The sequence below is a fragment of the Maribacter confluentis genome (assembly GCF_030505015.1).
Classification (GTDB): domain Bacteria; phylum Bacteroidota; class Bacteroidia; order Flavobacteriales; family Flavobacteriaceae; genus Maribacter; species Maribacter sedimenticola.
On sequence record NZ_JAUKUC010000001.1, the window covers coordinates 3,631,183 to 3,654,215 of the forward strand.

At 36.9% G+C, this 23,033-nt stretch carries 23 protein-coding genes and 2 tRNA genes; 13 read left to right on the forward strand and 12 right to left on the reverse strand.

What is annotated here, in order from left to right; all coding sequences use genetic code 11:
• Positions 1-173: 173 nt before the first annotated feature.
• Positions 174-1,448 (forward strand): ribonucleotide-diphosphate reductase subunit beta, encoded by a 1,275-nt coding sequence (locus Q2T41_RS15940; RefSeq protein ID WP_089261976.1) that lies wholly within the window; start codon positions 174-176, stop codon positions 1,446-1,448.
• A complete protein-coding gene (locus Q2T41_RS15945) occupies positions 1,449-3,233 on the forward strand; it encodes a ribonucleoside-diphosphate reductase subunit alpha (RefSeq protein WP_304436894.1) in 1,785 nt (594 codons plus the stop codon).
• 84 nt (positions 3,234-3,317) lie between these two features.
• Here Q2T41_RS15945 and Q2T41_RS15950 read toward each other — a convergent pair whose 3' ends face one another.
• From Q2T41_RS15950 to Q2T41_RS15960, 3 genes are all read right to left on the reverse strand, one after another.
• Positions 3,318-3,566: a hypothetical protein gene (locus tag Q2T41_RS15950; protein ID WP_144805372.1), complete on the reverse strand. Its 249-nt coding sequence runs from the start codon at positions 3,564-3,566 to the stop codon at positions 3,318-3,320.
• Positions 3,567-3,915: 349 nt separating this feature from the next.
• Positions 3,916-3,988 (reverse strand) — tRNA-Lys (locus Q2T41_RS15955).
• Positions 3,989-4,086: 98 nt separating this feature from the next.
• Positions 4,087-4,162: transfer RNA gene (locus Q2T41_RS15960), tRNA-Lys, on the reverse strand.
• Between the two features lie 138 nt (positions 4,163-4,300).
• Between Q2T41_RS15960 and Q2T41_RS15965 the strand changes: the two genes are divergently transcribed.
• A complete protein-coding gene (locus Q2T41_RS15965) occupies positions 4,301-4,816 on the forward strand; it encodes a shikimate kinase (protein ID WP_304436895.1) in 516 nt (171 codons plus the stop codon).
• Here Q2T41_RS15965 and Q2T41_RS15970 read toward each other — a convergent pair.
• On the reverse strand, positions 4,808-5,305 hold the full coding sequence (locus tag Q2T41_RS15970; protein WP_089261970.1) for a phosphoribosyltransferase family protein: 498 nt from the start codon (positions 5,303-5,305) through the stop codon (positions 4,808-4,810). The genes Q2T41_RS15965 and Q2T41_RS15970 overlap by 9 nt on opposite strands.
• Before the next feature lie 48 nt (positions 5,306-5,353).
• Entirely contained in the window at positions 5,354-5,782 is a 429-nt protein-coding gene (locus tag Q2T41_RS15975) for an RNA-binding S4 domain-containing protein (RefSeq protein ID WP_304436896.1), read from the reverse strand.
• A gap of 76 nt (positions 5,783-5,858) precedes the next feature.
• On the opposite strand from Q2T41_RS15975, the gene Q2T41_RS15980 reads away from it, so the two are divergent.
• Complete coding sequence (locus tag Q2T41_RS15980) at positions 5,859-6,836, forward strand: FKBP-type peptidyl-prolyl cis-trans isomerase (RefSeq protein WP_304436897.1); 978 nt, start codon at positions 5,859-5,861, stop codon at positions 6,834-6,836.
• Between the two features lie 69 nt (positions 6,837-6,905).
• Here the strand turns inward: Q2T41_RS15980 and Q2T41_RS15985 are convergent, their stop codons facing one another.
• Positions 6,906-7,490 (reverse strand): porin family protein, encoded by a 585-nt coding sequence (locus tag Q2T41_RS15985; protein ID WP_304436898.1) that lies wholly within the window; start codon positions 7,488-7,490, stop codon positions 6,906-6,908.
• A gap of 237 nt (positions 7,491-7,727) precedes the next feature.
• Here Q2T41_RS15985 and tgt point away from each other — a divergent pair, with 237 nt between their 5' ends.
• The 6 genes from tgt to Q2T41_RS16015 all read left to right on the forward strand — a co-directional run bounded on the left by tgt (position 7,728) and on the right by Q2T41_RS16015 (position 14,979).
• Positions 7,728-8,858: a tRNA guanosine(34) transglycosylase Tgt gene (gene tgt / locus Q2T41_RS15990; RefSeq protein WP_304436899.1), complete on the forward strand. Its 1,131-nt coding sequence runs from the start codon at positions 7,728-7,730 to the stop codon at positions 8,856-8,858.
• Positions 8,858-9,940 (forward strand): LptF/LptG family permease, encoded by a 1,083-nt coding sequence (locus Q2T41_RS15995; RefSeq protein ID WP_304436900.1) that lies wholly within the window; start codon positions 8,858-8,860, stop codon positions 9,938-9,940. Before tgt ends, Q2T41_RS15995 begins: the two co-directional genes overlap by 1 nt.
• Positions 9,927-10,826: a DMT family transporter gene (locus Q2T41_RS16000; protein ID WP_304436901.1), complete on the forward strand. Its 900-nt coding sequence runs from the start codon at positions 9,927-9,929 to the stop codon at positions 10,824-10,826. The genes Q2T41_RS15995 and Q2T41_RS16000 overlap by 14 nt, the downstream gene beginning before the upstream one ends.
• Before the next feature lie 50 nt (positions 10,827-10,876).
• Complete coding sequence (locus tag Q2T41_RS16005) at positions 10,877-11,830, forward strand: acetyl-CoA carboxylase carboxyltransferase subunit alpha (protein WP_089261958.1); 954 nt, start codon at positions 10,877-10,879, stop codon at positions 11,828-11,830.
• Positions 11,831-11,996: 166 nt separating this feature from the next.
• Complete coding sequence (dnaB, locus tag Q2T41_RS16010; protein WP_304436902.1) at positions 11,997-13,547, forward strand: replicative DNA helicase; 1,551 nt, start codon at positions 11,997-11,999, stop codon at positions 13,545-13,547.
• A gap of 169 nt (positions 13,548-13,716) precedes the next feature.
• Positions 13,717-14,979, forward strand: a complete 1,263-nt coding sequence (locus tag Q2T41_RS16015) for an asparagine synthetase B (RefSeq protein ID WP_304436903.1) — start codon at positions 13,717-13,719, stop codon at positions 14,977-14,979.
• Positions 14,980-15,081: 102 nt separating this feature from the next.
• On the opposite strand, the gene Q2T41_RS16020 is transcribed toward Q2T41_RS16015, so the two are convergent.
• Together Q2T41_RS16020 and Q2T41_RS16025 are read right to left on the reverse strand one after the other, a co-directional pair.
• Positions 15,082-16,470, reverse strand: a complete 1,389-nt coding sequence (locus Q2T41_RS16020) for a DUF4374 domain-containing protein (protein WP_304436904.1) — start codon at positions 16,468-16,470, stop codon at positions 15,082-15,084.
• A gap of 20 nt (positions 16,471-16,490) precedes the next feature.
• Entirely contained in the window at positions 16,491-18,905 is a 2,415-nt protein-coding gene (locus tag Q2T41_RS16025; protein WP_304436905.1) for a TonB-dependent receptor, read from the reverse strand.
• A 146-nt stretch (positions 18,906-19,051) separates the two neighbouring features.
• On the opposite strand from Q2T41_RS16025, the gene Q2T41_RS16030 reads away from it, so the two are divergent.
• The gene (locus Q2T41_RS16030) at positions 19,052-20,023 is read left to right on the forward strand and encodes a helix-turn-helix domain-containing protein (RefSeq protein WP_304436907.1); all 972 of its coding nucleotides are present in this window, start codon (positions 19,052-19,054) and stop codon (positions 20,021-20,023) included.
• A gap of 39 nt (positions 20,024-20,062) precedes the next feature.
• Here Q2T41_RS16030 and Q2T41_RS16035 read toward each other — a convergent pair whose 3' ends face one another.
• Complete coding sequence (locus Q2T41_RS16035; RefSeq protein WP_304436908.1) at positions 20,063-20,857, reverse strand: HAD family hydrolase; 795 nt, start codon at positions 20,855-20,857, stop codon at positions 20,063-20,065.
• A 91-nt stretch (positions 20,858-20,948) separates the two neighbouring features.
• Here Q2T41_RS16035 and Q2T41_RS16040 point away from each other — a divergent pair, with 91 nt between their 5' ends.
• Positions 20,949-21,371, forward strand: a complete 423-nt coding sequence (locus tag Q2T41_RS16040) for a secondary thiamine-phosphate synthase enzyme YjbQ (RefSeq protein WP_304436909.1) — start codon at positions 20,949-20,951, stop codon at positions 21,369-21,371.
• A gap of 32 nt (positions 21,372-21,403) precedes the next feature.
• Positions 21,404-21,682 (forward strand): EF-hand domain-containing protein, encoded by a 279-nt coding sequence (locus Q2T41_RS16045; protein WP_089261942.1) that lies wholly within the window; start codon positions 21,404-21,406, stop codon positions 21,680-21,682.
• A 36-nt stretch (positions 21,683-21,718) separates the two neighbouring features.
• On the opposite strand, the gene rplT is transcribed toward Q2T41_RS16045, so the two are convergent.
• From rplT to infC, 3 genes are all read right to left on the reverse strand, one after another.
• A complete protein-coding gene (gene rplT / locus Q2T41_RS16050; RefSeq protein WP_089261940.1) occupies positions 21,719-22,063 on the reverse strand; it encodes a 50S ribosomal protein L20 in 345 nt (114 codons plus the stop codon).
• A 93-nt stretch (positions 22,064-22,156) separates the two neighbouring features.
• Positions 22,157-22,354, reverse strand: coding sequence for a 50S ribosomal protein L35 (gene rpmI, locus Q2T41_RS16055; protein ID WP_047245905.1), 198 nt, complete (start codon positions 22,352-22,354; stop codon positions 22,157-22,159).
• A 113-nt stretch (positions 22,355-22,467) separates the two neighbouring features.
• Positions 22,468-23,025, reverse strand: a complete 558-nt coding sequence (gene infC, locus Q2T41_RS16060) for a translation initiation factor IF-3 (RefSeq protein ID WP_089261938.1) — start codon at positions 23,023-23,025, stop codon at positions 22,468-22,470.
• Between the last annotated feature and the right edge of the window lie 8 nt (positions 23,026-23,033).

Genomic DNA, 23,033 nt, shown 5'->3' on the forward strand with positions numbered 1-23,033 from the left:
CTTTCAGTGACTTTTTTTTCAATTAGCTAACAATCTAAAATTCATTGTGTTTGGGCCAATATTAAGAATTTGTTAATAAAGTGTGGAAAACCTAAATCCATTTACTGAAAAATGAGCGAAATATGTTGCGACCTTTACACTTCTCTTAAGTACCAATTCTTATATAATATACAATGACAATTACACATCTTATTAAGCGCGATTCTACCAAGAAAACTTTTCAACTTCACAAAATTACCGATGCCATTTTAAAAGCCATGACTGCTGTTGAGCATGGTGGGCCGGGAGATGCGGAAAAGATCGCCAATAGTGTGTATGCCTCACTTTTAGAGCGTAAAGCACGTGATGAAGGTTATGTGCCTACCATTGAGGAAGTGCAGGATTTTGTGGAAAACAGGTTAATGGAAAGCGGCTTTTTTGATGTGGCCAAAGCCTATATCCTGTATAGAAATGAACAGGCACAAAAGAGAAAATTAAACATCTTTGAAAAGCGTATTAACTTAAAACCATATGAATATCCTCAGTTATATGAATATGTACCTGCAATTCGTCATTCATATTGGATCCATACGGAATTTAACTTTACCAGTGATATCCAGGATTTTAAGACCGGCCTACAAGATGCGGAAAGAAGCGCCTTAAAGAATACCATGTTGGCTATATCGCAAATAGAGGTTGCGGTCAAAAGTTTTTGGGGAGATATCTACCATAAAATGCCCAAACCTGAAATTGGTTCTGTTGGGGCAACATTTGCGGAAAGTGAAGTGCGCCATGCAGATGCCTATTCTCACCTACTTGAAATCTTGGGGTTAAACGCCGAGTTCAAGAACTTGAAGAAAAAGCCGGTAATGATGAAGCGTGTTCATTATTTGGAAACCGCTCTGAAAAATTCCAAAAGTTTGGATAATAGAGAGTATGCTGAGTCCGTATTGTTGTTCTCACTGTTCATTGAGCATGTTTCCCTATTCTCACAATTTTTGATCATAATGGCTTTTAATAAGTATAAGAATATGTTCAAGGGTATCTCTAACGTAGTGGAGGCTACCTCAAAGGAGGAACAGATTCATGGAGATTTTGGAATTGATATCATTAAGATCATTAAGGAAGAAAATCCATCATGGTTCAATGAGGAATACCATAACATGATACAGGACATGTGCCATAAAGCATTTACCGCTGAGAGTGAAGTGGTAGATTGGATTTTTGAAAAAGGTGAATTAGACTTTTTGCCTAAGGCGGTCATTAATGAATTCATAAAAAATCGATTTAACAATTCTCTTAAAAGTATTGGTATCGATAAAATATTTGAGGTCGACGAAAAATTATTGGCCGAAACAGAATGGTTCGATGATGAGATCATTGGCACCAAACATGGCGATTTTTTCGTAAAACGCTCCATCAATTATAGTAAAAGAACCCAAAGTATAACTAGTGACGACCTTTTTTAAATGAACGAATTAAACACTACACCACAGATTAAAGGAACAATTTCAGAAAGCGAACAACTTGTACAGGCAAGAAAAGAAGCACTGAAAAACAGTAAAAAAGAGCCAAAAGGCGGATTTGAATGGCTTACGGACCATAGCTTGAATTTTTTAAATTCCGGTTATTTGACCAAAGGGGTCACGGCAGAACAGCGTATACGCGAAATTGCTGATAGGGCGGAACAATTATTGGGAATGCCCGGTTTCTCGGATAAATTTTATGGCTATATGTCAGAAGGTTTTTTCTCATTGGCATCTCCCGTTTGGTCCAATTTTGGAAAGGAAAGAGGTCTACCGATCAGTTGTTTTGGTTCACATATTGGCGATGATATGGGTAATATTCTTTATACCCAATCAGAAGTTGGTATGATGTCCAAACTAGGAGGCGGAACTTCTGGTTATTTTGGTAAAATAAGACACCGTGGCGCAGAAGTAAAAAATAACGGACAAGCATCTGGGGCCGTGCATATCATGCAGCTTTTTGAGTCTATGGTAGATGTTGTAAGCCAAGGTTCGGTGCGTCGAGGTCGATTTTCACCGTACTTGCCTATAGAGCATCCGGATATTAAGGAATTTTTGGAGATAGGGACGGAAGGTAACCCAATTCAAGAACTTACCCATGGTGTTACCGTTACCAATGAATGGATGCAACAAATGATCGACGGGGATACCGAAAAACGTTCAATATGGGCAAAGGTGTTGCAACGAAGAGGAGAAATGGGGTACCCTTATGTGTTCTTTAGCGATAATGCCAATAATGGTGCTGCAGATGTGTATAAGGACAAGAATTTGCCTATCTACGCAAGTAACCTGTGTACGGAAATCATGTTGCCTTCAAATGATAATTGGTCTTTTGTTTGTGTATTATCTTCGGTAAACGTATTACACTATGACAAGTGGAAGAATACAGATGCTGTGGAAACTATGGTTTATTTCTTAGATGCGGTCATTACAGAATTTATTGAGAAATTGGAACGTTACCGTGATTCTGATAGTAGAGAGGACAAGCAGACCTTCCTCTTTATGGAACGTGCATATAATTTTGCAAAGGATAACCGATCCTTGGGTCTTGGTGTTCTTGGATGGCATTCCTTACTTCAATCAAAACGTTTGCCTTTCAACAGTCAAGAAGCCTATAATTTAAATAGTGAGATTTTCAAAAGTATTAAAGAGCGATCGTACAAGGCATCAGAGAAGCTGGCCGTTAAATTTGGTGAGCCAGAAGTGCTTAAAGGTTATGGTAGAAGAAATGCAACCCTGAACGCAATTGCACCAACCACATCATCTGCCTTTATCCTAGGGCAGGTATCGCAAGGTATAGAGCCTATATGGTCAAATATTTATGTAAAGGACATAGCCAAAGTAAAGACTACCATCAAGAATCCGTTCTTAATGGAGCTTTTAGAGGAAAAGGGCAAAAATACTACAGAAGTATGGCATAGTATCCGTGATCGTGATGGGTCTGTTCAGCATTTGGATTTCCTTTCGGATCTGGAGAAAGATGTTTTCAAAACTTATTCAGAGATAGACCAGATGGATATTATATACCAAGCGGCAAATCGTCAGAACCATATTGATCAGGGACAATCCGTAAATATTATTGTACATCCGGACATGCCTGTTAAGGAAATCAATAAAATTCATGTAACGGCTTGGAAACTAGGTCTTAAGTCATTATACTATCAGCATAGTATGAACGCGGCGCAGAAGTTCAAACAAAAGAAAGAATGTGCAAGTTGTGAGGCTTAAATGATCAATCCTATACTGTTAATATTAAAAAGGTCGGCTAATACAGCCGACCTTTTTAATTAATTGTTTTTAATTTTTTTTACGCTATGCAGTTGCGTTTTGTGGTGCCCAATGGCTACATGACATACCAGGGGCTGCCTTTTGCGGATTGGCACAATCGCTAGATTCGTACCGTACACAGGTTATACAGTTAGTATCGTCCTTTAAAGCGGCCTTCATATCAAAACTATCGCACGTATAACTATTGCCTACCTTGACACCATGTACTTTACAGGTGTTGCCTTCCAATAAATTTTCACAATTAATACAGCTATTACCTAATCTTATCGACATAACAAATCATTTTAAATTCTCTCCAATATAAATTTCAGTTGTTTTAGAAACAATTTAAATTGCTGATATTCATGTATTTAAATTTAGATTGTATAAAAATAAGTAAGGTGTAAGCCTTAGGATTAGTATGCGGATTAATATTTCTGTTCACTATTTTTAAATAGTTGCTAAAGGATTTTCGTTTCCTATAATCAATAGAGTACAATAACTTTTTAGGTAAGATTATACTATTATAAACAAGTTTACCTGGTCCAATGCTAGAGCGCAGATTTTCAAATATCAATGGTAGTAATGTAGCTTGCCGGGTAAAAAAAACCTTTTAAGAAGGTTGCTGTACAGGGAGATAAAGTGACCTGGCTGGGGCTCGAACCCAGGACCCTCTCCTTAAAAGGGAGATGCTCTACCAACTGAGCTACCAGGTCAAAATAAAAAGAACAAAATCATGTATTCCAATTCCAAAAAAAAAAGGTCACATGTTGCAATAAAAAAGCCTCTTTTTGTTGAAGAGGCTACTATTTACTGGTGACCTGGCTGGGGCTCGAACCCAGGACCCTCTCCTTAAAAGGGAGATGCTCTACCAACTGAGCTACCAGGTCTAAAACATATCAAGATTATTTCCCTCAATGCGGGTGCAAATATAAGTCGATTACTTTATTATGCAAACCCTTTTCAAGATAAATTCATTTTTTTTTGAAATCCCTTTATTTTAGTTCAATTTTGCGCAAATGGAGAATATGAAAATAGTATTGCTGGGGTACATGGGCAGTGGAAAGACTACCATAGGTAGAATTGTTGCTAACCATTTAGGTATTAATTTTTTAGACTTGGACGAGTATATAGAGGAGCAGGAAAAAATGACCGTTGCAAATATATTCAGAGAACGTGGAGAGCTTTATTTCAGAAAAAAGGAACGTGAATATCTTGCTGATATTTTTTTACGGAAAGATAGTTTTGTGCTTTCATTGGGCGGTGGTACACCTTGTTTTGGTGATAATATGCAATTGGTAAACCAGCAAACCAAAAATTCATTTTATTTAAATATCCATATAGACGAACTTACAAATAGGCTAAAGCAGGAAAAGGAGCATAGACCTATGATCGCCCATCTTGCCAATGAAGAAGTGCAACAGTTTATTGGTAAGCACTTATTTGAGCGTAGCTACTTTTATAACATGGCCCATCAGAAAATAAAGGGCAATCAACGTACACCTTCCGCGTTGGCAGAAGAAATCATTGGTATGTTAGTCTAAATAGACCCGATCGTTCTTGGTTTCAAAATGTACGTTTACATGCTCTTGAAGTGACGTTGATAATGAAATGCCCTTATAATCTGCTTTTACAGGATATTTTTTATGGTTTCTGTTCACAAGAACGGCGGTTTTCAATTGTTTTAATGGGGTTTTTAAAAAATGATGCACGCCATAGATCAATGTAGTGCCGGAGTTAAGGACATCATCTACAATTACTACGGATTTGTTCATGAATTCCTTTTCATCAATAGAAGTGGATACTCCACTTTGTAAAGGATTCTTTTTATCCATCATTACCTTGCATAGTGTAATTTTGGCCGTCGTTATCTTGCGGAGGGTTGTCGCAATTTTTTTTGCAAAATTTAACCCGCCACCTTCAATGCCGGCAATGATAATTTCTTCTTCAGAAACGTTTGCTTCATAGATCTGATAGGCAATTCGCTCAATTTTATGCTTGATCTGTAAATGGGAGAGTATTGTGTGTTCCATGCAATTTATCTATAAGTAATAAAGATACTATTGTTTTTAAAAGTATTCTTATTCTTCTTCGTCTTTGGGTGTATTTAAGGCTCCTGGTCTTTCTGAGGTATCGCCTAACTCAGGGGCGTCCAAAAACTCATCAATTTCACGCCGGTCTTTCTTGGTGGGCCGTCCTATACCTTTTTTACGGTAATAATCCTTGGAATATTGCAAAAGCTCGTTATGTTCAAAAGCCTCTTTAGGTGTAGTATCCTTACGGTAAATGTCTACCAACTTTGCACCAACCCTGCTTTTAGGAATATCCAGTACGGTTAATTTAAAATCTATCTGGTTTTTGCGTACTATAATATCATCCATTGGGTAAACTTCCCTACCAGGCTTAACCGTTTGGCCATTTATTTTGACATGCCCTTTTTTACATGCCGTAGAGGCAATGTTCCTGGTCTTGAAATAACGGGTGCTCCATAAGAATTTATCTATGCGCATGTTGCTACAATTCTTTGTTAACTTCTCAACAAAAATAGGGGAAAATTGTATCTTGCGCGCTTAAATAAGATTTTTGATGAATTTGAAATATGCCTATTTATTAATTGCCGGTTTTTTTGTTATAAGTTCCTGTAAGAAGGATGATGACCCTATTGGGGAAATTGTACCGCCAAGATTACTTAGTGAGGTAGCGGTAGAGGACGATGCAGAAATCATTGAATTTTTAAAAACACATTTCTACAATGAAGAGGAGTTTGAAACTCCGCCAGATGGTTTTGATTACAAAATTAAATTTGATACCATAGCAGGCGATAATGAGGGAAAGGAATCCATTTTTGACAGTAAAAATTTAATTACCGAAACCTTTACCGTGGCGTCTTCGGATTTTGGCAGGGATGATGATGAGGTAATGACCGTTAAATTGTATACACTGGTCGTAAGACAGGGAATCAAGGAGGGTAAGCCTACAATTGGTGATAATGTTATTATCCGTTATGAAGGATCGCTGTTGGATGGAACGTTGTTCGATGCATCTACCAACCAACCAACGGTTTTTAACCTTTCTGGGGTTGTAAGGGGATTTGGTAATGGAATGAAAAATTTTCAAACAGGACAGGGACCTATTGAAGTAGGTGATGGTACGGTTACGTATGATGGTTATGGAATTGGTGCCATTTTTATACCTTCTGCCCTAGGTTATTTTGATGATTTACAAAACAGGTTGTCAGTTGCTCCAAAATATAGTCCGTTAATTTTTAAGATTGATGCTTTTGCCTACGAACCGGATTTTGATTTTGATGGGGATGGAATACCTTCCATTCAAGAAGATCTTAACGGTAACGGAAATTTAAACGACGATAATACGGATGATGATTTGGAAGGTTTAACCGTTTATTTACCAAATTATAATGATTCTGATGATGATAATGATGGTATACCTACTATCGATGAAATTAAGATTAATGGTGTTATCGTGAAAGATGACAAAGGAATTGTGCAATTTCCAGATACGGATAAAGATGGTATTCCTGATCATTTGGACAATGATCTGTAACAGCTTATTATTAAGCATAAAAAAGCCTCCTAAAATTTTAGGAGGCTTTTTTATGCTTTTAAAATAATTTTATAGTGCCAAGGATAAGCTCAATATCAACTGGTCTGGCCTTGTATCAATTCTACTAGGACCTACATTGGTAATATTGGTATTGATAAAAGAAGCTTCGTTATCGCTAAATCCTCTTTCGTAACGTAGATCAATACCTAGTTTTCCTAGATTTACACCGGCACCTATATTCATTCCTACGGAAAAGTCATTTTCTACATCATCAATGGTTATTCCGTCAAATTCAGTGTCAAGAATATATTGAAAGGCCGGTCCGGCAAATACATGTAATGGTCCTACAACATTAATGCCCAAAAGTACCGGTACATCTAATTTGCTCATATCAAAATCATTGCCGTCATAATCAGATTTTGTCTTTGTATAGACCAATTCTGGTCTAACATATACTTTAGATGCTCCTATCTTACCGAAAACCCCTAAATGATATCCCACATTTCTATCAGGATTTCTGGCAGCGTCACCGGCAGACTCAAAATAATCGCCGTTTGCACTATAGTTTAAACCTCCCTTTAAACCAAATTCGCCCTGAGCCATTGTATAAAGACCAGAAAGAGCCATAAAAACTACTAAAACTGTTTTTTTCATATTTGTCATTTTTTATAAGGAACCATCAGCAATAACAATACCAAAGGTTCCCTTTCTCGTTATACCATCAAAACGTGCAGGTTATTTCTTTATTGTTTAACAAAGCATTTGGGTTGATCTTCATTTTTTTGAGTTATTAATTATATTTTTTCTATTGCTTTTTAGATGAACATCTTTGGTTTTTATTAAGTTTTTACCACGTGCAGTTCATTATATTTGCACTTATATTTAGACAATTTGAAATTTACATTACACAAAACGGATGCACAATCCAAGGCTAGGGCAGGTACCATGATAACAGATCATGGTGCTATTGAAACCCCAATATTTATGCCGGTAGGTACCGTTGCCTCTGTAAAAGGGGTACACCAAAAAGAATTAAGGGAAGAAATCAATCCAGATATTATTCTAGGCAATACCTACCATCTTTTTTTAAGACCCAAAACGGATATATTAAAAAAAGCGGGGGGTCTTCATGAATTTATGGGCTGGGACAGGAATATTTTGACCGATAGCGGTGGCTATCAAGTATATTCATTATCGGCCAATAGAAAAATAAAAGAGGAAGGGGTAAAGTTCAAGTCCCATATAGATGGTTCCATGCATATGTTTACTCCAGAAAATGTGATGGAGATTCAACGTACTATTGGTGCGGATATCATAATGGCCTTTGATGAATGTACCCCTTATCCATGTGAATATAATTATGCCAAGCGCTCCATGCATATGACACATAGGTGGTTGGACCGGTGTATAAAACATTTGGAAAAAACTCCATTTGAGTATGATTACGAACAAACTTTTTTTCCTATTGTACAAGGTTCTACCTATAAGGATTTAAGAAGACAGTCTGCGGAATATATAGCTAATGCAGGAGCACAAGGCAATGCTATTGGCGGGCTATCCGTGGGTGAGCCGGCAGAGGAAATGTACGGAATGACGGAAGTTGTCTGTGAAATTTTGCCAGAAGATAAACCAAGGTATTTAATGGGGGTAGGAACACCGATTAATATTTTGGAGAATATAGCGTTGGGTATAGATATGTTCGACTGTGTTATGCCTACCAGAAACGCTAGAAATGGTATGTTGTTTACTGCTCATGGTACCATTAACATTAAGAATAAGAAATGGGAAGATGATTTTTCTCCCCTTGATGAAATGGGAACCACATTCGTTGACCGTGAGTATTCCAAGGCTTATTTAAGACATTTATTCGCTGCAAATGAATATTTGGGCAAACAAATTGCAACAATACATAACTTAGGGTTCTATATGTGGTTGGTGCGCGAAGCCAGAAGGCATATAATAGAAGGCGATTTTAAAACGTGGAAGGATATGATGGTTAAACAAATGGATAAAAGGCTGTAATGCTTTCAATAATAGATAGATACATATTAAAACGTTACTTGGCGACATTTTCGTTAATGCTGCTCTTGTTCATTCCCATTGGTATTATGGTGAACCTGGCTGAGCAAATTGGCAAGATGATAGACAATGAGGCTCCGCTGAACGAGATTGTAATGTATTATGTAAACTTTACCATTTATATAGGAAACCTATTGTTTCCTATCTTCTTATTTCTGTCCGTTATTTTCTTTACCTCAAAGTTGGCAAACAATACCGAAATTGTGGCTATATTAAGTTCTGGGGTATCCTATAGTAGATTTTTAAGACCTTATCTAATTGGGGCCACCTTAATTGCTATTGTAATGTTTTTTATGACAATGTTCATTGTGCCCAATGCAAGTGTTGGGTTCAATGAGTTTAAATATAAATACCTTAAAAAAGGCAAGCAAGATCGTGTAACAAACAATATTTTTAATCAGCTCAATGAAACCGATTTTATCTATGTAAGCAGTTTTGACCCTGCCAGGCAATTGGGACACAACTTTACTTTTGAACGTTTTGATAAGAACAATGAGTTGGAGTTCAAGATTTCTGCCGCAAACATTAGATGGGTAGAGAAAGATTCTAATTATAGGTTAACTTCATACAAAAAGCGTAAAATTGTTGGCGATACGGCTATTCTGGAAAGTAAACGACGGTTAGATACAATTTTTGCCTTTGATATAGGCGACCTTACCCCGGTATCATATGTGGCAGAAACCAAAAACCTTTTTGAGTTGGATACCTTTATAAAGGACCAAAAAAGAAAGGGAGCTTCAAATATCAATACGTACGTACTTGTAAAGTATAAAAGATGGGCATTGCCACTCACCGCTTTTATTTTAACATTGATAGCGGTTGCGGTTTCATCGGTCAAAAGGAGAGGGGGTATGGGTGTTAATTTGGCGTTTGGTATTTTGGTGGCCTTTGTGTTTATCTTTTTTGACAAGGTATTTGGTACCCTTGCAGAGCAATCCGGTTTTTCACCTTTACTTGCCGTAACCATACCCAATGTAATATTTGGTTGTTTGGCCTTTTACCTGCTACAAAATGCCAAAAGATAGATTACAAAATCTGCTACATTTACATTTCATTGTATTTATATGGGGGTTTACCGCAATTTTGGGCAAACTTATAACTATAGATTCCCTTCCGTTGGTATGGTCAAGAATGGGGCTTGCTACATTGTTTATTTCTTTATATATCTACTTTTCTAAATTTAACATTAAAGTCTCCAAAAAAACTTTTGTTTGGTTATTGCTTGGTGGTATAGTGGTTGCCTTGCATTGGGTGACCTTTTTTTTGGCCATCAAGGTATCTACGGTATCCGTTGCTTTGGCCATGATGTCTACAGGAGCCTTTTTTACGGCACTCATGGAACCGTTTTGGTATAAACGTAAAATCATAACCTATGAGATATTTTTTGGTCTGTTGGTAATTATTGGGCTCTATCTAATTTTTAAGGTAGAAACACAATATATGTATGGTATGGTTATCGCTTTGATCTCTGCATTTTTAGCCGCGGTATTCTCACTGATCAACGGTAAACTGGTACAAACGCATAAACCTTCTGTGATATCCTTTTATGAACTTGGTATTGGTGTGGTTTTTCTAAGTGTAGTATTGCTTATAAAAGGTGATTTGAATATGTCCCTCGTTCAATTAACCAGTATGGATTGGATCTATCTGTTGATCCTTGCAATCATTTGTACTGCTTATGCATTTATCGCATCGGTAAAAATTATGCGCGTACTTACCCCGTATACGGTCATGTTGACTACAAATTTGGAACCTGTATACGGTATTTTATTGGCATGGTTCATCTTTGGTAAAGAAGAGGAAATGAAACCAATGTTCTATGTTGGGGCTTGTATCATTCTTTTAACGGTCATAGCAAACGGTATTTTAAAACAAAGGGCAAATATTAAAAAAAGGGTACCTAAAATTTAGGTATTAAAGTTTTATCTTTGGCCTGACAACTAATGAAACTTTATTGAAATATGGAATATTTGGATTTTGAGCTTCCTATTAAAGAATTGGAAGAACAATTGGACAAGTGCATGATAATTGGCGAAGAAAGTGATGTAGACGTTACGGAGACTTGCAAACAGATAGAGAAAAAACTTGCTGATACTAGAAAAGAAATTTATAAGAACCTTACTGCTTGGCAACGCGTACAGCTTTCTAGACATCCAAATAGACCTTATACATTAGATTACATTAAGGCCATTTGTGGAGATACTTTTTTAGAGCTGCATGGGGATCGTAACGTTAAGGACGATAAGGCTATGATCGGTGGTCTTGGAAAAATCAATGATCAAAGTTTTATGTTCATTGGCCAACAAAAAGGGTATAATACAAAAACACGCCAATACCGTAATTTTGGTATGGCCAATCCAGAGGGGTATAGAAAGGCCTTAAGGCTAATGAAATCGGCAGAAAAGTTCCAAGTGCCCGTTGTATGTTTTATTGATACTCCTGGTGCTTACCCAGGTATTGAGGCAGAGGAACGCGGACAAGGAGAGGCAATTGCACGCAATATTTTGGAAATGACCCGCCTTAAGGTGCCGATCATTGTAGTGATCATTGGTGAAGGAGCATCTGGAGGAGCCTTGGGTATAGGTGTAGGTGATAAGGTACTAATGTTGGAGAATACGTGGTATTCCGTAATTTCACCGGAATCCTGTTCGTCTATTCTATGGAGAAGCTGGGAATATAAGGAAAGAGCTGCCGAAGCCTTGAAGCTGACCGCTACCGATATGAAAAAATTGAAACTGATCGATGAAATTGTAAGGGAACCTGCAGGTGGTGCACATGCAAACAGAGAAAAAACGTTCGAGACCGTAAAAAATAAAATTGCTTCCCATTTTGAGCAATTGCAAAAGTTATCACCAAAAGAATTGGTAAATCAGCGAATGGAAAAATATGCCCAAATGGGTGTTTTCAACGGCTAATCTGCAATTTAGGCAACTTAAAAATATACCGAGGATTTTATTCCTCGGTTTTTTTATCTTATCAACAGAAATTTGTAATTTATTAACAAGCAATTGTTAGTCAACTGTGAACATCGTAATGACGATTTTTGACGTTAACTAAAGGTTAATTGTATATTTTCGTACTATGGAGAACACTAAACCTATTGTGGGTCGCAAGATCGACAAATCTACTATTATTAACCTCGAAAGGGGTAAAATTCCACCACAAGCTGTTGATTTAGAGGAGGTTGTGCTTGGTGCTATGATGATAGATAAAAAAGGTGTGGATGAAGTAATAGATATTTTACATCCAGATGTTTTTTACAAGGACGCGCACCGTTTTATTTACGAAGCCATCTTTATCCTCTTTGAGGAATCACAACCTGTGGATTTATTAACCGTTTCTTCACAATTGAAGAAAGCAGGTAAATTAGAAGCTTGTGGGGGCGATTTTTATTTGATAAAACTTACCCAAAAAGTAGCTTCTTCCGCCCATATTGAATTTCATGCTCGTATAATTCTACAAAAATTTATACAGCGTAGTTTAATTAAAATTTCAGGAGAGATCATTGAGGAGGCCTATGATGAAAGTACAGATGTCTTTAGCCTATTGGATGCTGCGGAATCTAAATTATATGACGTTACCCAGGGAAACTTAAAACGTTCTGCGGAAACCGCCCAGGATTTAGTAATACAGGCCAAAAAACGAATCGAGGAAATTGCCGGAAAAGAGGGTATGAGCGGTATTCCTTCCGGATTTGATAAATTGGATAAACTTACATCAGGTTGGCAACCAAGTGATTTGATCATTGTGGCTGCAAGACCGGGTATGGGTAAAACCGCCTTGACGTTATCAATGGCAAGGAATATGGCAGTGAATTCAAATACACCGGTAGCTTTCTTTTCGTTGGAGATGTCCTCTGTACAGTTGATTACTCGATTGATTTCTTCGGAAACGGGACTTTCATCAGAAAAGTTGAGAACCGGTAAATTGGAAAAACATGAATGGGAGCAATTGAACGTTAAGGTAAAGTCCTTGGAAAAAGCCCCGTTGTTTATTGATGATACACCATCACTTTCTATTTTTGACCTTAGGGCAAAAGCTAGAAGGTTGGCATCACAACATGGTATTAAAATGATCATGATTGATTATTTGCAATTAATGACTGCCGGCGGATCGCAAAAAGGAGGAAACCGTGAACAGGAAATTTCTACCATCTCAAGAAACTTAAAGGCTTTGGCAAAAGAACTTAACGTACCCGTAATTGCTTTGTCTCAGTTGTCCCGTGCAGTGGAAACGCGTGGGGGAAGTAAACGACCAATACTATCGGATTTGAGGGAATCTGGGGCCATTGAACAGGATGCGGATATCGTTTCCTTTATCTATAGGCCGGAATATTATAAAATAGAGGAGTGGGACGATGAGGAACACACCCCAACACAAGGGCAGGCAGAATTTATTGTAGCCAAACATAGAAATGGTGGTTTGGAAAACATACGACTGAAATTTATTGGTAACCAAGGTAAATTTGATAACCTTGATGATTTTGATTCCCCTTTTGAATTTCAATCAAAAATGAACGCCAATGAGGAAAATCCGTTTATTACCAAAAATTTACCAAGTGCAGATGATGCTTTTGGTAGTAGTATGAACGCTGATCCAGATTTTGATGAGGATAATGACGTTCCTTTTTAAAAGCGGAAATAACACATGTTCAAAAGCCTCTTTTAAAGAGGCTTTTTTATTTTTTAGCAATTGTAGACCTAAATAGAACGTTATATATTTATAACAGCTTTAACGACAGCATAAATGCAATGCCAAAGATTTTGCCATATCTTTGAATAGCTATCTTGAACTATCCCATATGTCCAAAATTGTAACTTTAGTTTTTATCCTGTTTTTTTCCGTTCAATTGAAAGCATCATCCATCCTTATTCCAATGGATGCCGATAGCCAAAAAAATCATTTAAAAGCGTATGGCATTACGTATTGGGTATTGTCCAAACAACAAAAAGTGCAGTGGTTGCTCAATTATCGTGGGGGGTCCTTTTTATTGCCAGATGGTGAAAGTATACGAAAGGAATGTCAAATAAGAGGGGTTAGTTTTGAGGTACTGTCCGATGGTCATGCCAATTCTATCCTTGATGAAATTAGTAGTCCAGCCAAGAACCAAGATGCGGTCATTCTGGAAAAGGCACCTAGGATAGCGGTTTATTCCCCAAAGGATAACCAACCCTGGGATGATGCGGTTACCATGGCCCTGACTTATGCGGAAATACCCTATACCACTATATATGATGAGGAGGTTTTGGGAGACAAGTTGGCATTGTATGATTGGTTGCATCTTCATCATGAGGATTTCACGGGTCAATACGGTAAGTTTTATGGGGCATATAGGGCAACCCCTTGGTATATTGAAGGAAAGAAGAATGCGGAAAAATTGGCAAAAAAGCTGGGTTTTGATAAGGTTTCCGAAGAAAAAAGGGCCGTTGCACTAAAAATCAGAAACTATGTAATAGGCGGTGGTTTCATGTTCGCCATGTGCTCTGCTACCGATAGTTTTGACATTGCCTTGGCTGCAGATGGTATTGATATTGTTGAGCCTATGTTTGATGGTGATGCTTCGGACCCCAATTATCAGGCTAGTTTGGATTTTGGAAAAACTTTTGCCTTTACCGATTTTATTTTGGAACGTAGCCCATTAAAATACGAGTTCTCATCAATTGATATGACCACCAAGAGAGGTAATGTACCTAAGGAATCCGATTATTTTTCGTTAATGGAATTTTCAGCAAAATGGGATCCCGTTCCTACCATGCTCTGTCAAAACCATACTTCTTTGGTCAAGGGTTTTATGGGACAGACTACGGCATTTACCCGTAGCCAGATAAAACCAACGGTCATGGTTTTAGGGGAAAACAAAATTAATGAAGAAGCAAGATATATTCATGGCATTAAAGGAAAAGGATTTTTTACTTTTTACGGAGGCCATGATCCTGAGGATTACCAACACAGGGTAGGGGACCCTAAAACGGAATTGGAGTTACATCCTACCTCCCCGGGATATCGATTAATTCTTAACAATGTATTATTCCCTGCCGCCAGAAAAAAGAAACAAAAAACCTGATAATATCTATTATCTCCAAAAATTAAAAAACCGTTGCCACAAGTTGTGGCAACGGTTTTTATTTGCGTATACTTAAATTACTGTAAAATAGGCATGCTACTTTTAGAATACACCAATAAAATGGCTTCCCGTAACATTGATCAATTCTGCTCCTTTGGTCACTTCTCCGGTTTCGGTATCTACAACATAAATGTTACCATTCTCTCCTACGGCACCTTGAGTCAAATAAATTTCAGAACCCTCAACTACAAAACCTTGGTATTGGAATAAATAGAAATCTGGGTCATAAGGTATATCGTCAATTTTAACCGCCGTTCTTGCGTTGAGGTCTACCAATGCAAAGAACCCTTGAGCTCCTGCAACACCCTCTTCAGAGCCTTCATGGCGATAAGCCAAAACCGCCTTACCATTTGCAGCAGGTCTCCAGGCCAATACATAGGCACCGGTAACACCCAAGGCTTCGTCCAGATTAAAGTCGTAAGTATCATCATAGGTGTTATCAGCGTTAATTTTCAAGATATAAGAACCCTCTGGATCTCCTTGGTTGGCTTGGTACACACTACCGCTATATTCAAAGGCATTGATACTACGGTACCCGTTGGTATTACCATGACCAATACTAGATGTAATGACTGTTGGGTTTAATAATGAAGGGTAATCCAAAACAATAGTTTTAGAGCCTAAAATTTCATAGTCACTATCATTTTCTATGGTCGCGGGATCGATCTTGCTAACACGTGCACCAATATATAATTTATTTCCGGCAGCATTTAAAGTAGGCATATCTATTCTTGAAATGTAGTATCCTGCAGCTGATTCCTCATCACTTAAGGTAAGAACATGCTCTTCAAAGTTATTGATTTGGGAATCTACCAAATCTAAGGTCACCACGCCAATGGTAGAATTGGTGTATAGATAGGTGTCATCGGTAACATCGTCAGGAGTGCCGTTATCATCCACTTGATGTTCAGTATCAACATATACTGCAGCTCCTGTTTTATCTCCATCAAAAAGTTTTATCCATCTTGGCGCGGTCCCTACATATGGGGCAATACTAATCTCTGATCCTGTTTGGGAAAATGTTCCGCCACCGTCAACGGTATATTTGGTATAATTTCCACCGGTATCCCCTGCATAACTGATGTTGAAAATTGTATTTCCATCCTCTGAGGATTGTAATCTTGCCGTTCTATTGGAAGGGGCTACAAAGCCATTGTTAAATGGATCAACCTGTACAGATGGATCTTTGGCATCTTCACTTGTAACTGAATAGATCAAGGTTCCCCCATTGCCATCTCCCGGATTTTCTCCCATTTTTGCACCGGCAATGGTAATCCACCTTGGTTCTTGCTCAACAGGTTCTTCCGTATCTGGAGTTTCTGTTTCGGAATCTGGATCTATTATCGTATCGTCACTACTACAAGAGGTCATTAGACCGGTAGCCAGTATGATAGAAGCTAAGGTTTTAATGTTTAAAAAATTTAGTTTCATATTTGATTCTATTTAAATGATTAAAAATTATTGATTATGTAATTCAATTTTAGATAAAAAGCTCTGCCTGGTTTTTGTACTGAAAGATTATCATAAGTAGCTTGGTCAAAAATATTTTTGACATCAAAGCTCATTACAAAATTTTTCTTGGGAAAAGTATAGCTGAGCCCAAAGTCATGTGATACTTGTTCCGGAATTAAAAATTCTTCTTCTCCTGTAGTATTGGTCCCTGCCGCAAATTTGAACGTAAATTCATCGGTATAATATGTATTATAAAACAGGTTAAGTAAAGAGTTTGTTTGGAAAACATCCTTTAGGGTGTATCGTAATCCGGCATTCATGGTAAACAATGGTACATTGGGTACATTGGTTTCTACGCCAGAGTTGACGGTTGTCAAGCTCATGCGGGTTACATTGAAATTAACCCCTAAATTATTGTCGTAGGTGTAAAAGAATTCTGCTTCAATTCCTTTGGACTCTGCCGTATTTTCCAAATTGGTGTATTGAATGAACTCATCACTTTCCCTAAGTCCGTCTGCATTGGCGGGTAATCCTATTCTATTTTCAATATTTCGTGCAAAAAAATTAGAAGACAGGGTAACAGCATGTTTGTTAAAGTTGAACTTTCCTAAGCGAAACCCAATATTTAGATTGTTACTGGTTTCTGGTTTAATGGAAAGATTTGGTAATAAATTGTCCCCCGCATCACCAAATACCTCATTTTCGCTTGGTAATCTAATCGCTTTTTCTGCTGATGTCAATAAGGTTATTGTAGGAATTACTATGAAGGATGCGGCAAAACCATAACCGGTATAATCGTTATCGCTTTGATAAATTTCATCGATTACTGCTGTATTGTCCTCATTAAAGACGGGTTTTGTGTTTAGGACCTTCTGCCAATAATGTTTACCAAAAGCATTGAGCTTAAATTTATCCTCAAACGCATTTAGTTCATAGCTAAGCGAAAAGATATTCTTGTACAAATCACTGGTTTGTTGAAAGGTATTTTCCAATAACGATACCATTTCATCACTATCTTCCCTATCTACACCGCTATATACATGGTTGAACAATACTTTGTGATGGTCGTTAACGGTATAGGACAGACCAGAGCGTACTGAGGCTACTTTTCGTTCTATATTTGCCAGGGTCGGTCCATTTTCATTTTGTGAATTCCAGATATAATCCAAATATTCCCCATCAAAACCTACCAATCTTTTTCCTGCCCAAGTATAAGCTTGTGCTACAGTGTCATTTATAACACGGTTACGCTTACCATAAACCCCGGTGATATTCAAATCCAGACCCTTGGCAAGAAGATTCTTTTTTTGATAGGTAAGATTGGCCAATAGAGCGTCTGACTCCAAGAATCTTCCATTATAAGGAGATATGGTCACAAATGTGCCGTGCTGTACTTCCTTATATTCATCAGAGGCGGTGAATCCTACTAAAAACTGGTCTGCCCAGTCTACATTGGTATAACCAATTTGGGCCATGCCGCCGGTAGAACGGTATGCATCATGAAACCTTTTGGCCACAATGGGTGTCTGTACCCCATTGGGTGCAATATCAACAATTGTCCTGCCAGATATCTTATAGTCATTGTCAGAATAGTTATGAAACGCAGATGCTTTTACCGTAAATCCAGATTCCGAAAATCTATACGCGCCATTTAAATTGGTCTGTATGGTATTGAAAGAACCATAGGAAACAGATGCGTTCAAATTGTTTTTACCTCCTTCATGAAGTACAATATTTATAGCACCGCCCACGGCATCACTGGATAAATGTCCGGGAACTACTCCTTTGTATACTTCAATGTTTTTGATCATTGAAGGGGGAATGCTGTTTAAACTAAAGGATGAACCGTAAATTGAAATAGGAATACCATCTATGAATATACTGACCGACCTACCAGACAATCCGTTTAAACTATATTCTACATTAGAACCTAAGCCGCCGTTCTGACGTATTTTTACACCTACAGTAGTATTTAATAATTCATTGGTCTGAATACTTCTAAGTCCTGCCTCCTTAGTTTCTATAGAGTTTACTGAAAAACCTTTTGTTTCTAGCGCTGTTTTTTCAGTTTTACCGTTTACGGTTACCTCGTCCAGATTTTCTACGTTTTCTTGAATAGTAAAATTTACCTGAATGTCGTTGTATTCCTTATTGACCTCTATTGTCTTGGACCTGGTATGGTAGCCAATGAACGAGACCACGATGGTATGTTTGCCAAATGGAACATTAGATAGATTGAATTTGCCTTCCTCATTGGTCAACACTCCGCGATTTAGTCCTTCTATCAAAATATTGGCATAGGACATTGGTGTACCTGAAGGGTCTTTGACAGAGCCTGTAATGGTGCCTGTTTGCACTTGGGATAAACCTGTGTAAAATGTTGATAATAGTAAAAGGGTTATTAAATTTTTCATGTAAATAAAAAAGCGGTCTATATTTATTAAGATTTAGTCTAAATAAATACCTTTGCAAATCTAAAGCAGTAACATACGGTGCAGTACCGTAAAAAGAATTTTTACATACGCATAAGGAAGTAATGATAAAAGGGAGCGAAAATGGAGTGAGACCGGTTCTATATAAAAATATATGTACCAAAGATTTATTTAGGGGATCCTACATCAATAATGCTGTTCAATATAATACGGTAGAGGTTTCCAATAAAGATGAAATTGCGTTTATTACTGGAATTGATTTTACCAACAACAAATTGCTTTTTGAGTTTGATTCAGAGATTAGGGTCAAAAGTGATGAGCATTTGATTAAATTTCATTTTAGCTTAGAAGGGGAATATTCCTATCAGCCCTTAAGTCATATTAAATATTTAGTACAGATTCCTGAAAACCATTGTAATATGTTCTATTATCCTACAACTGAAGGAAGGGATATTTTCTTTAAAAGTAATATTAAGGTTTTTGAAATTTATGTAAAGCCAAAATTATTACAAAAACTTTTGGGTACGGATTTTGCTACCGGTTTTGGTAAATTGCAAGATGCCATAACCAATTCTAATTCATTTGTACTTTGGGATAAAAGTAAATTTATTCCCCCACAGATACGTAGTTATATCAATGAAATCATACAATGTCCCTATACTGGTCTGGTAAGAAAAAAGTATCTTGAAAGTAAGTTGACCGTACTATTGATTGATTTTATGATGGGAAGGCATACGGCAAAAATATCCAAAAACAATGTCAAATTACTCAATTCGGATTATTTGGCTTTGGTAAAGGTAGAGGCACATATTCGCAATAATTTAAAAGAACCACTTAAAATTTTAGATCTCTCGGAAATTGCAGGATTTAATGCTACAAAATTAAAAAGGGATTTTAAAAAAGTATATGGAATGCCGGTTTTCAAATATATTACGGCATTACGTATGGAGTTTGCCAAAAGTCTTATTACCCAAGATGGTGTATCCATTGCCCATGCCGCATATGAAGTTGGTTACGCCAATCCCCAACATTTTACCACAGCTTTTAAAAGGACCATGGGGTATTTGCCCAGTGAGCTAAAATCTGCTGTTGAACAATAAAAGAGGTGTATTTTTTGTAGGATTGTTTTTTTGAATGGTCTATTTAACCAATAATTCTAAAATATGTTCCACACCGTTCTCATCATTACTTAATGTGGTGTAATTGGCCATTTTTTTAACATTAGGATGTGCATTGGCCATGGCAAAACCATAATCCGATAAAGCAAGCATCTCCAAATCATTGTTATAATCACCAAAAACTATTAACTCGTCTGATTTGATATTGTAATTTTGCATAAGTTTTTTAAGGGCATAACCTTTATGCGCATTATTACTAGAGATGTCCAACCAATTTTCTCCGGACACCTTTACCTTCAAATCTTTTTCAAAATGCTTTACAAATGGATAAATATGTGCCTCTGAACTTTCAAAGTGATAGATGGCAATTTTAATGATTTCCAGATCAACATCCTTTAAATTATTCAAAATTTGAAATTCGGTATAGTATTCTTTTAGCTTTTGGGTAAACTTAGCTGAATTTCCTGCCGTAAATGCCGTATATTTTCCACATAGTACGGCGTGTATATTTGGTATTTGATCAAGGGTTTTTAATATTTTGGAGATATGCTCCTTGACCAGGGGAGTGGTTATTAGTTCTGTTTCCTGTTTTTTGGCAAATCCACCGTTTTCCGCAATAACGATTATATCATCCTTTATTGGGTGTAATTTTTCTACAATACTGTTATATTGTCTTCCACTGGCTGCAACAAATACTATTCCCTTTGATTTTAGTTTCTCAAATAAAGTAAAAAATTGATCGCTAACTGTATGGTCAGAATTTAAAAGGGTGCCATCCATATCCGTTACCACCATTTTTATCTTTGATAAATCCATTCATCCTATATTTAATTACAAAGATATTTCATGTATGTTTAGTAATTGAACGAATACATAAAGTTTTACACTCAAATGATATAAAAGTATTATGAAGATATTTCAAAAGGAATTTACCTTAACGCCCTATAGAAGGGGTTATCACATCATTACCCAAAGCATAATTGATAACATACCGGAACTAAAACATATTCAGCAAGGTTTTCTCCAAGTATTTATTAAACATACTTCCGCAAGTTTAACCATTAATGAGAATGCCGACCCTACTGTTCGTGATGATTTTGAAAGTCATCTAAATATCGTAGTACCCGAAAATGCTCCTTATTATAAACATGACTATGAAGGTTCAGATGATATGCCGGCCCATATAAAGGCGTCTTTAATGGGGGCATCTGTGCAGATACCAATTACCAATGGTAAGCTAAATATGGGTATATGGCAAGGTATATATCTCTGTGAACATCGAAACTATGCATCTGGTAGAAACCTTGTTCTCACTGCGTGGGGTATATAGTTTTTTATTAACTTGAAATTGAAATAAAAAATATGACTACAGAAGAATCCATTTTAAATAAAATACAGATATTAATAACCAATCATTTTGCGACACCCGAAATGGCCTTTAATTATTTTGATGAAGATCATGATCAAAAATTGACCAAAAAAGAAATCGTAAAATTGTTAAAAGAGGCAGAAATAAGCGGTTTTTTACGCGGAATAGTATCATCCAAACTTATAGAAGGGTATGATAAGAATGGTGATGAGCTGATAGATTGGCAAGAATTCAAGTCCGCTATAGCTAAAATTAAAAAATCCGATTCATAAAGAATCGGATTTTTATAAAGTGAGATTGTTATTAATTTATTTTACCTGATCTACAACCGCCTTAAAGGCTTCTGGATGGTTCATTGCTAAGTCAGCTAGAACTTTTCTGTTAAGTTCTATATTGTTAGCTTTTACTTTACCCATAAATTGAGAGTAGGACATTCCATGTTGTCTGGCACCTGCATTGATACGGGTAATCCAAAGTGAACGGAACGTTCTTTTCTTGTTTCTACGATCTCTATAAGCATATAACATTGCTTTTTCAACCGCATTTTTGGCTACTGTCCAAACGTTTTTACGTCTTCCAAAGTAACCTTTGGCTTGCTTCATCACCTTTTTTCTTCTGGCTCTGGAAGCTACTGCATTTACTGATCTTGGCATTTTTTCTAATTTTTTGTAGTAGGCGCCCTAATTTATTCAGGAACTTTTTTGGCCTAACTCCATGGTTAATAATTTTACCTTTTTAAAGAACGCTTATTTTAAACGTAACTGTTCTTTAATGCTGTTAACATCATGTTGGTGAACCAATGTATCATGAGTTAAAGCAAGCTTTCGCTTTTTAGATTTCTTCGTAAGAATGTGGCTCTTAAAAGCGTGCTTTCTTTTAATTTTACCGGTACCCGTTAGCTTAAATCGCTTTTTGGCACTGGATTTCGTTTTCTGTTTAGGCATTTTTCCTAATTTATTTAATTATCTCACTTTGCATGCTGAACGCTACTTACAAACGTAAGTAGCGTTCAGTATTTTTATAGTTACGGTCTATATGTATTAAACCGATCGTAATCTTATTTTCCTTTGGTCTTAGGTGCTATGAACATTGTCATTCGCTTACCTTCCAATTTTGGCATTTGTTCTACCTTACCAAGTTCTTCCAATTCTGAAGCTAATTTTAACAATAAAATTTCTCCTTGGTCCTTATATACTATGGAACGACCTTTAAAGAATACATACGCTTTTAACTTTGCTCCTTCTTTCAGGAATTTTTCCGCGTGCTTCTTCTTAAATTCATAATCATGGTCATCCGTATTAGGTCCAAACCTTATTTCCTTAACAACAACTTTGGAAGCTTTCGCTTTCATTGCCTTGTCCCTCTTCTTTTGTTCGTATAAAAACTTTTTATACTCCATAATTTTACAAACAGGAGGGTCTGCTTTTGGGGAAATCTCCACCAAATCCAAACCTAATTCTTCTGCTTTCTCAAGAGCCTGAGGAAAAGGATATACACCTACTTCAACATTGTCACCTACCAACCTAACTTTAGGGGCCGTAATCTTTTCATTAATATTATGGGGATTCTTATTTTCCCTTCTAGGTTGTGGTCTAAATCTTTTACGTATTGCTATGACTTAAT

Coding starts and splice junctions, on each gene's coding strand:
- Q2T41_RS15940 (WP_089261976.1), top strand. CDS start 174: ATGACAATTACACATCTTATTAAGCGCGATTCTACCAAGAAAACTTTT.
- Q2T41_RS15945 (WP_304436894.1), top strand. CDS start 1,449: ATGAACGAATTAAACACTACACCACAGATTAAAGGAACAATTTCAGAA.
- Q2T41_RS15950 (WP_144805372.1), bottom strand. CDS start 3,566: ATGTCGATAAGATTAGGTAATAGCTGTATTAATTGTGAAAATTTATTG.
- Q2T41_RS15965 (WP_304436895.1), top strand. CDS start 4,301: ATGAAAATAGTATTGCTGGGGTACATGGGCAGTGGAAAGACTACCATA.
- Q2T41_RS15970 (WP_089261970.1), bottom strand. CDS start 5,305: ATGGAACACACAATACTCTCCCATTTACAGATCAAGCATAAAATTGAG.
- Q2T41_RS15975 (WP_304436896.1), bottom strand. CDS start 5,782: ATGCGCATAGATAAATTCTTATGGAGCACCCGTTATTTCAAGACCAGG.
- Q2T41_RS15980 (WP_304436897.1), top strand. CDS start 5,859: ATGAATTTGAAATATGCCTATTTATTAATTGCCGGTTTTTTTGTTATA.
- Q2T41_RS15985 (WP_304436898.1), bottom strand. CDS start 7,490: ATGAAAAAAACAGTTTTAGTAGTTTTTATGGCTCTTTCTGGTCTTTAT.
- Q2T41_RS15995 (WP_304436900.1), top strand. CDS start 8,858: ATGCTTTCAATAATAGATAGATACATATTAAAACGTTACTTGGCGACA.
- Q2T41_RS16000 (WP_304436901.1), top strand. CDS start 9,927: ATGCCAAAAGATAGATTACAAAATCTGCTACATTTACATTTCATTGTA.
- Q2T41_RS16005 (WP_089261958.1), top strand. CDS start 10,877: ATGGAATATTTGGATTTTGAGCTTCCTATTAAAGAATTGGAAGAACAA.
- dnaB (WP_304436902.1), top strand. CDS start 11,997: ATGGAGAACACTAAACCTATTGTGGGTCGCAAGATCGACAAATCTACT.
- Q2T41_RS16015 (WP_304436903.1), top strand. CDS start 13,717: ATGTCCAAAATTGTAACTTTAGTTTTTATCCTGTTTTTTTCCGTTCAA.
- Q2T41_RS16020 (WP_304436904.1), bottom strand. CDS start 16,470: ATGAAACTAAATTTTTTAAACATTAAAACCTTAGCTTCTATCATACTG.
- Q2T41_RS16025 (WP_304436905.1), bottom strand. CDS start 18,905: ATGAAAAATTTAATAACCCTTTTACTATTATCAACATTTTACACAGGT.
- Q2T41_RS16035 (WP_304436908.1), bottom strand. CDS start 20,857: ATGGATTTATCAAAGATAAAAATGGTGGTAACGGATATGGATGGCACC.
- Q2T41_RS16040 (WP_304436909.1), top strand. CDS start 20,949: ATGAAGATATTTCAAAAGGAATTTACCTTAACGCCCTATAGAAGGGGT.
- Q2T41_RS16045 (WP_089261942.1), top strand. CDS start 21,404: ATGACTACAGAAGAATCCATTTTAAATAAAATACAGATATTAATAACC.
- rplT (WP_089261940.1), bottom strand. CDS start 22,063: ATGCCAAGATCAGTAAATGCAGTAGCTTCCAGAGCCAGAAGAAAAAAG.
- rpmI (WP_047245905.1), bottom strand. CDS start 22,354: ATGCCTAAACAGAAAACGAAATCCAGTGCCAAAAAGCGATTTAAGCTA.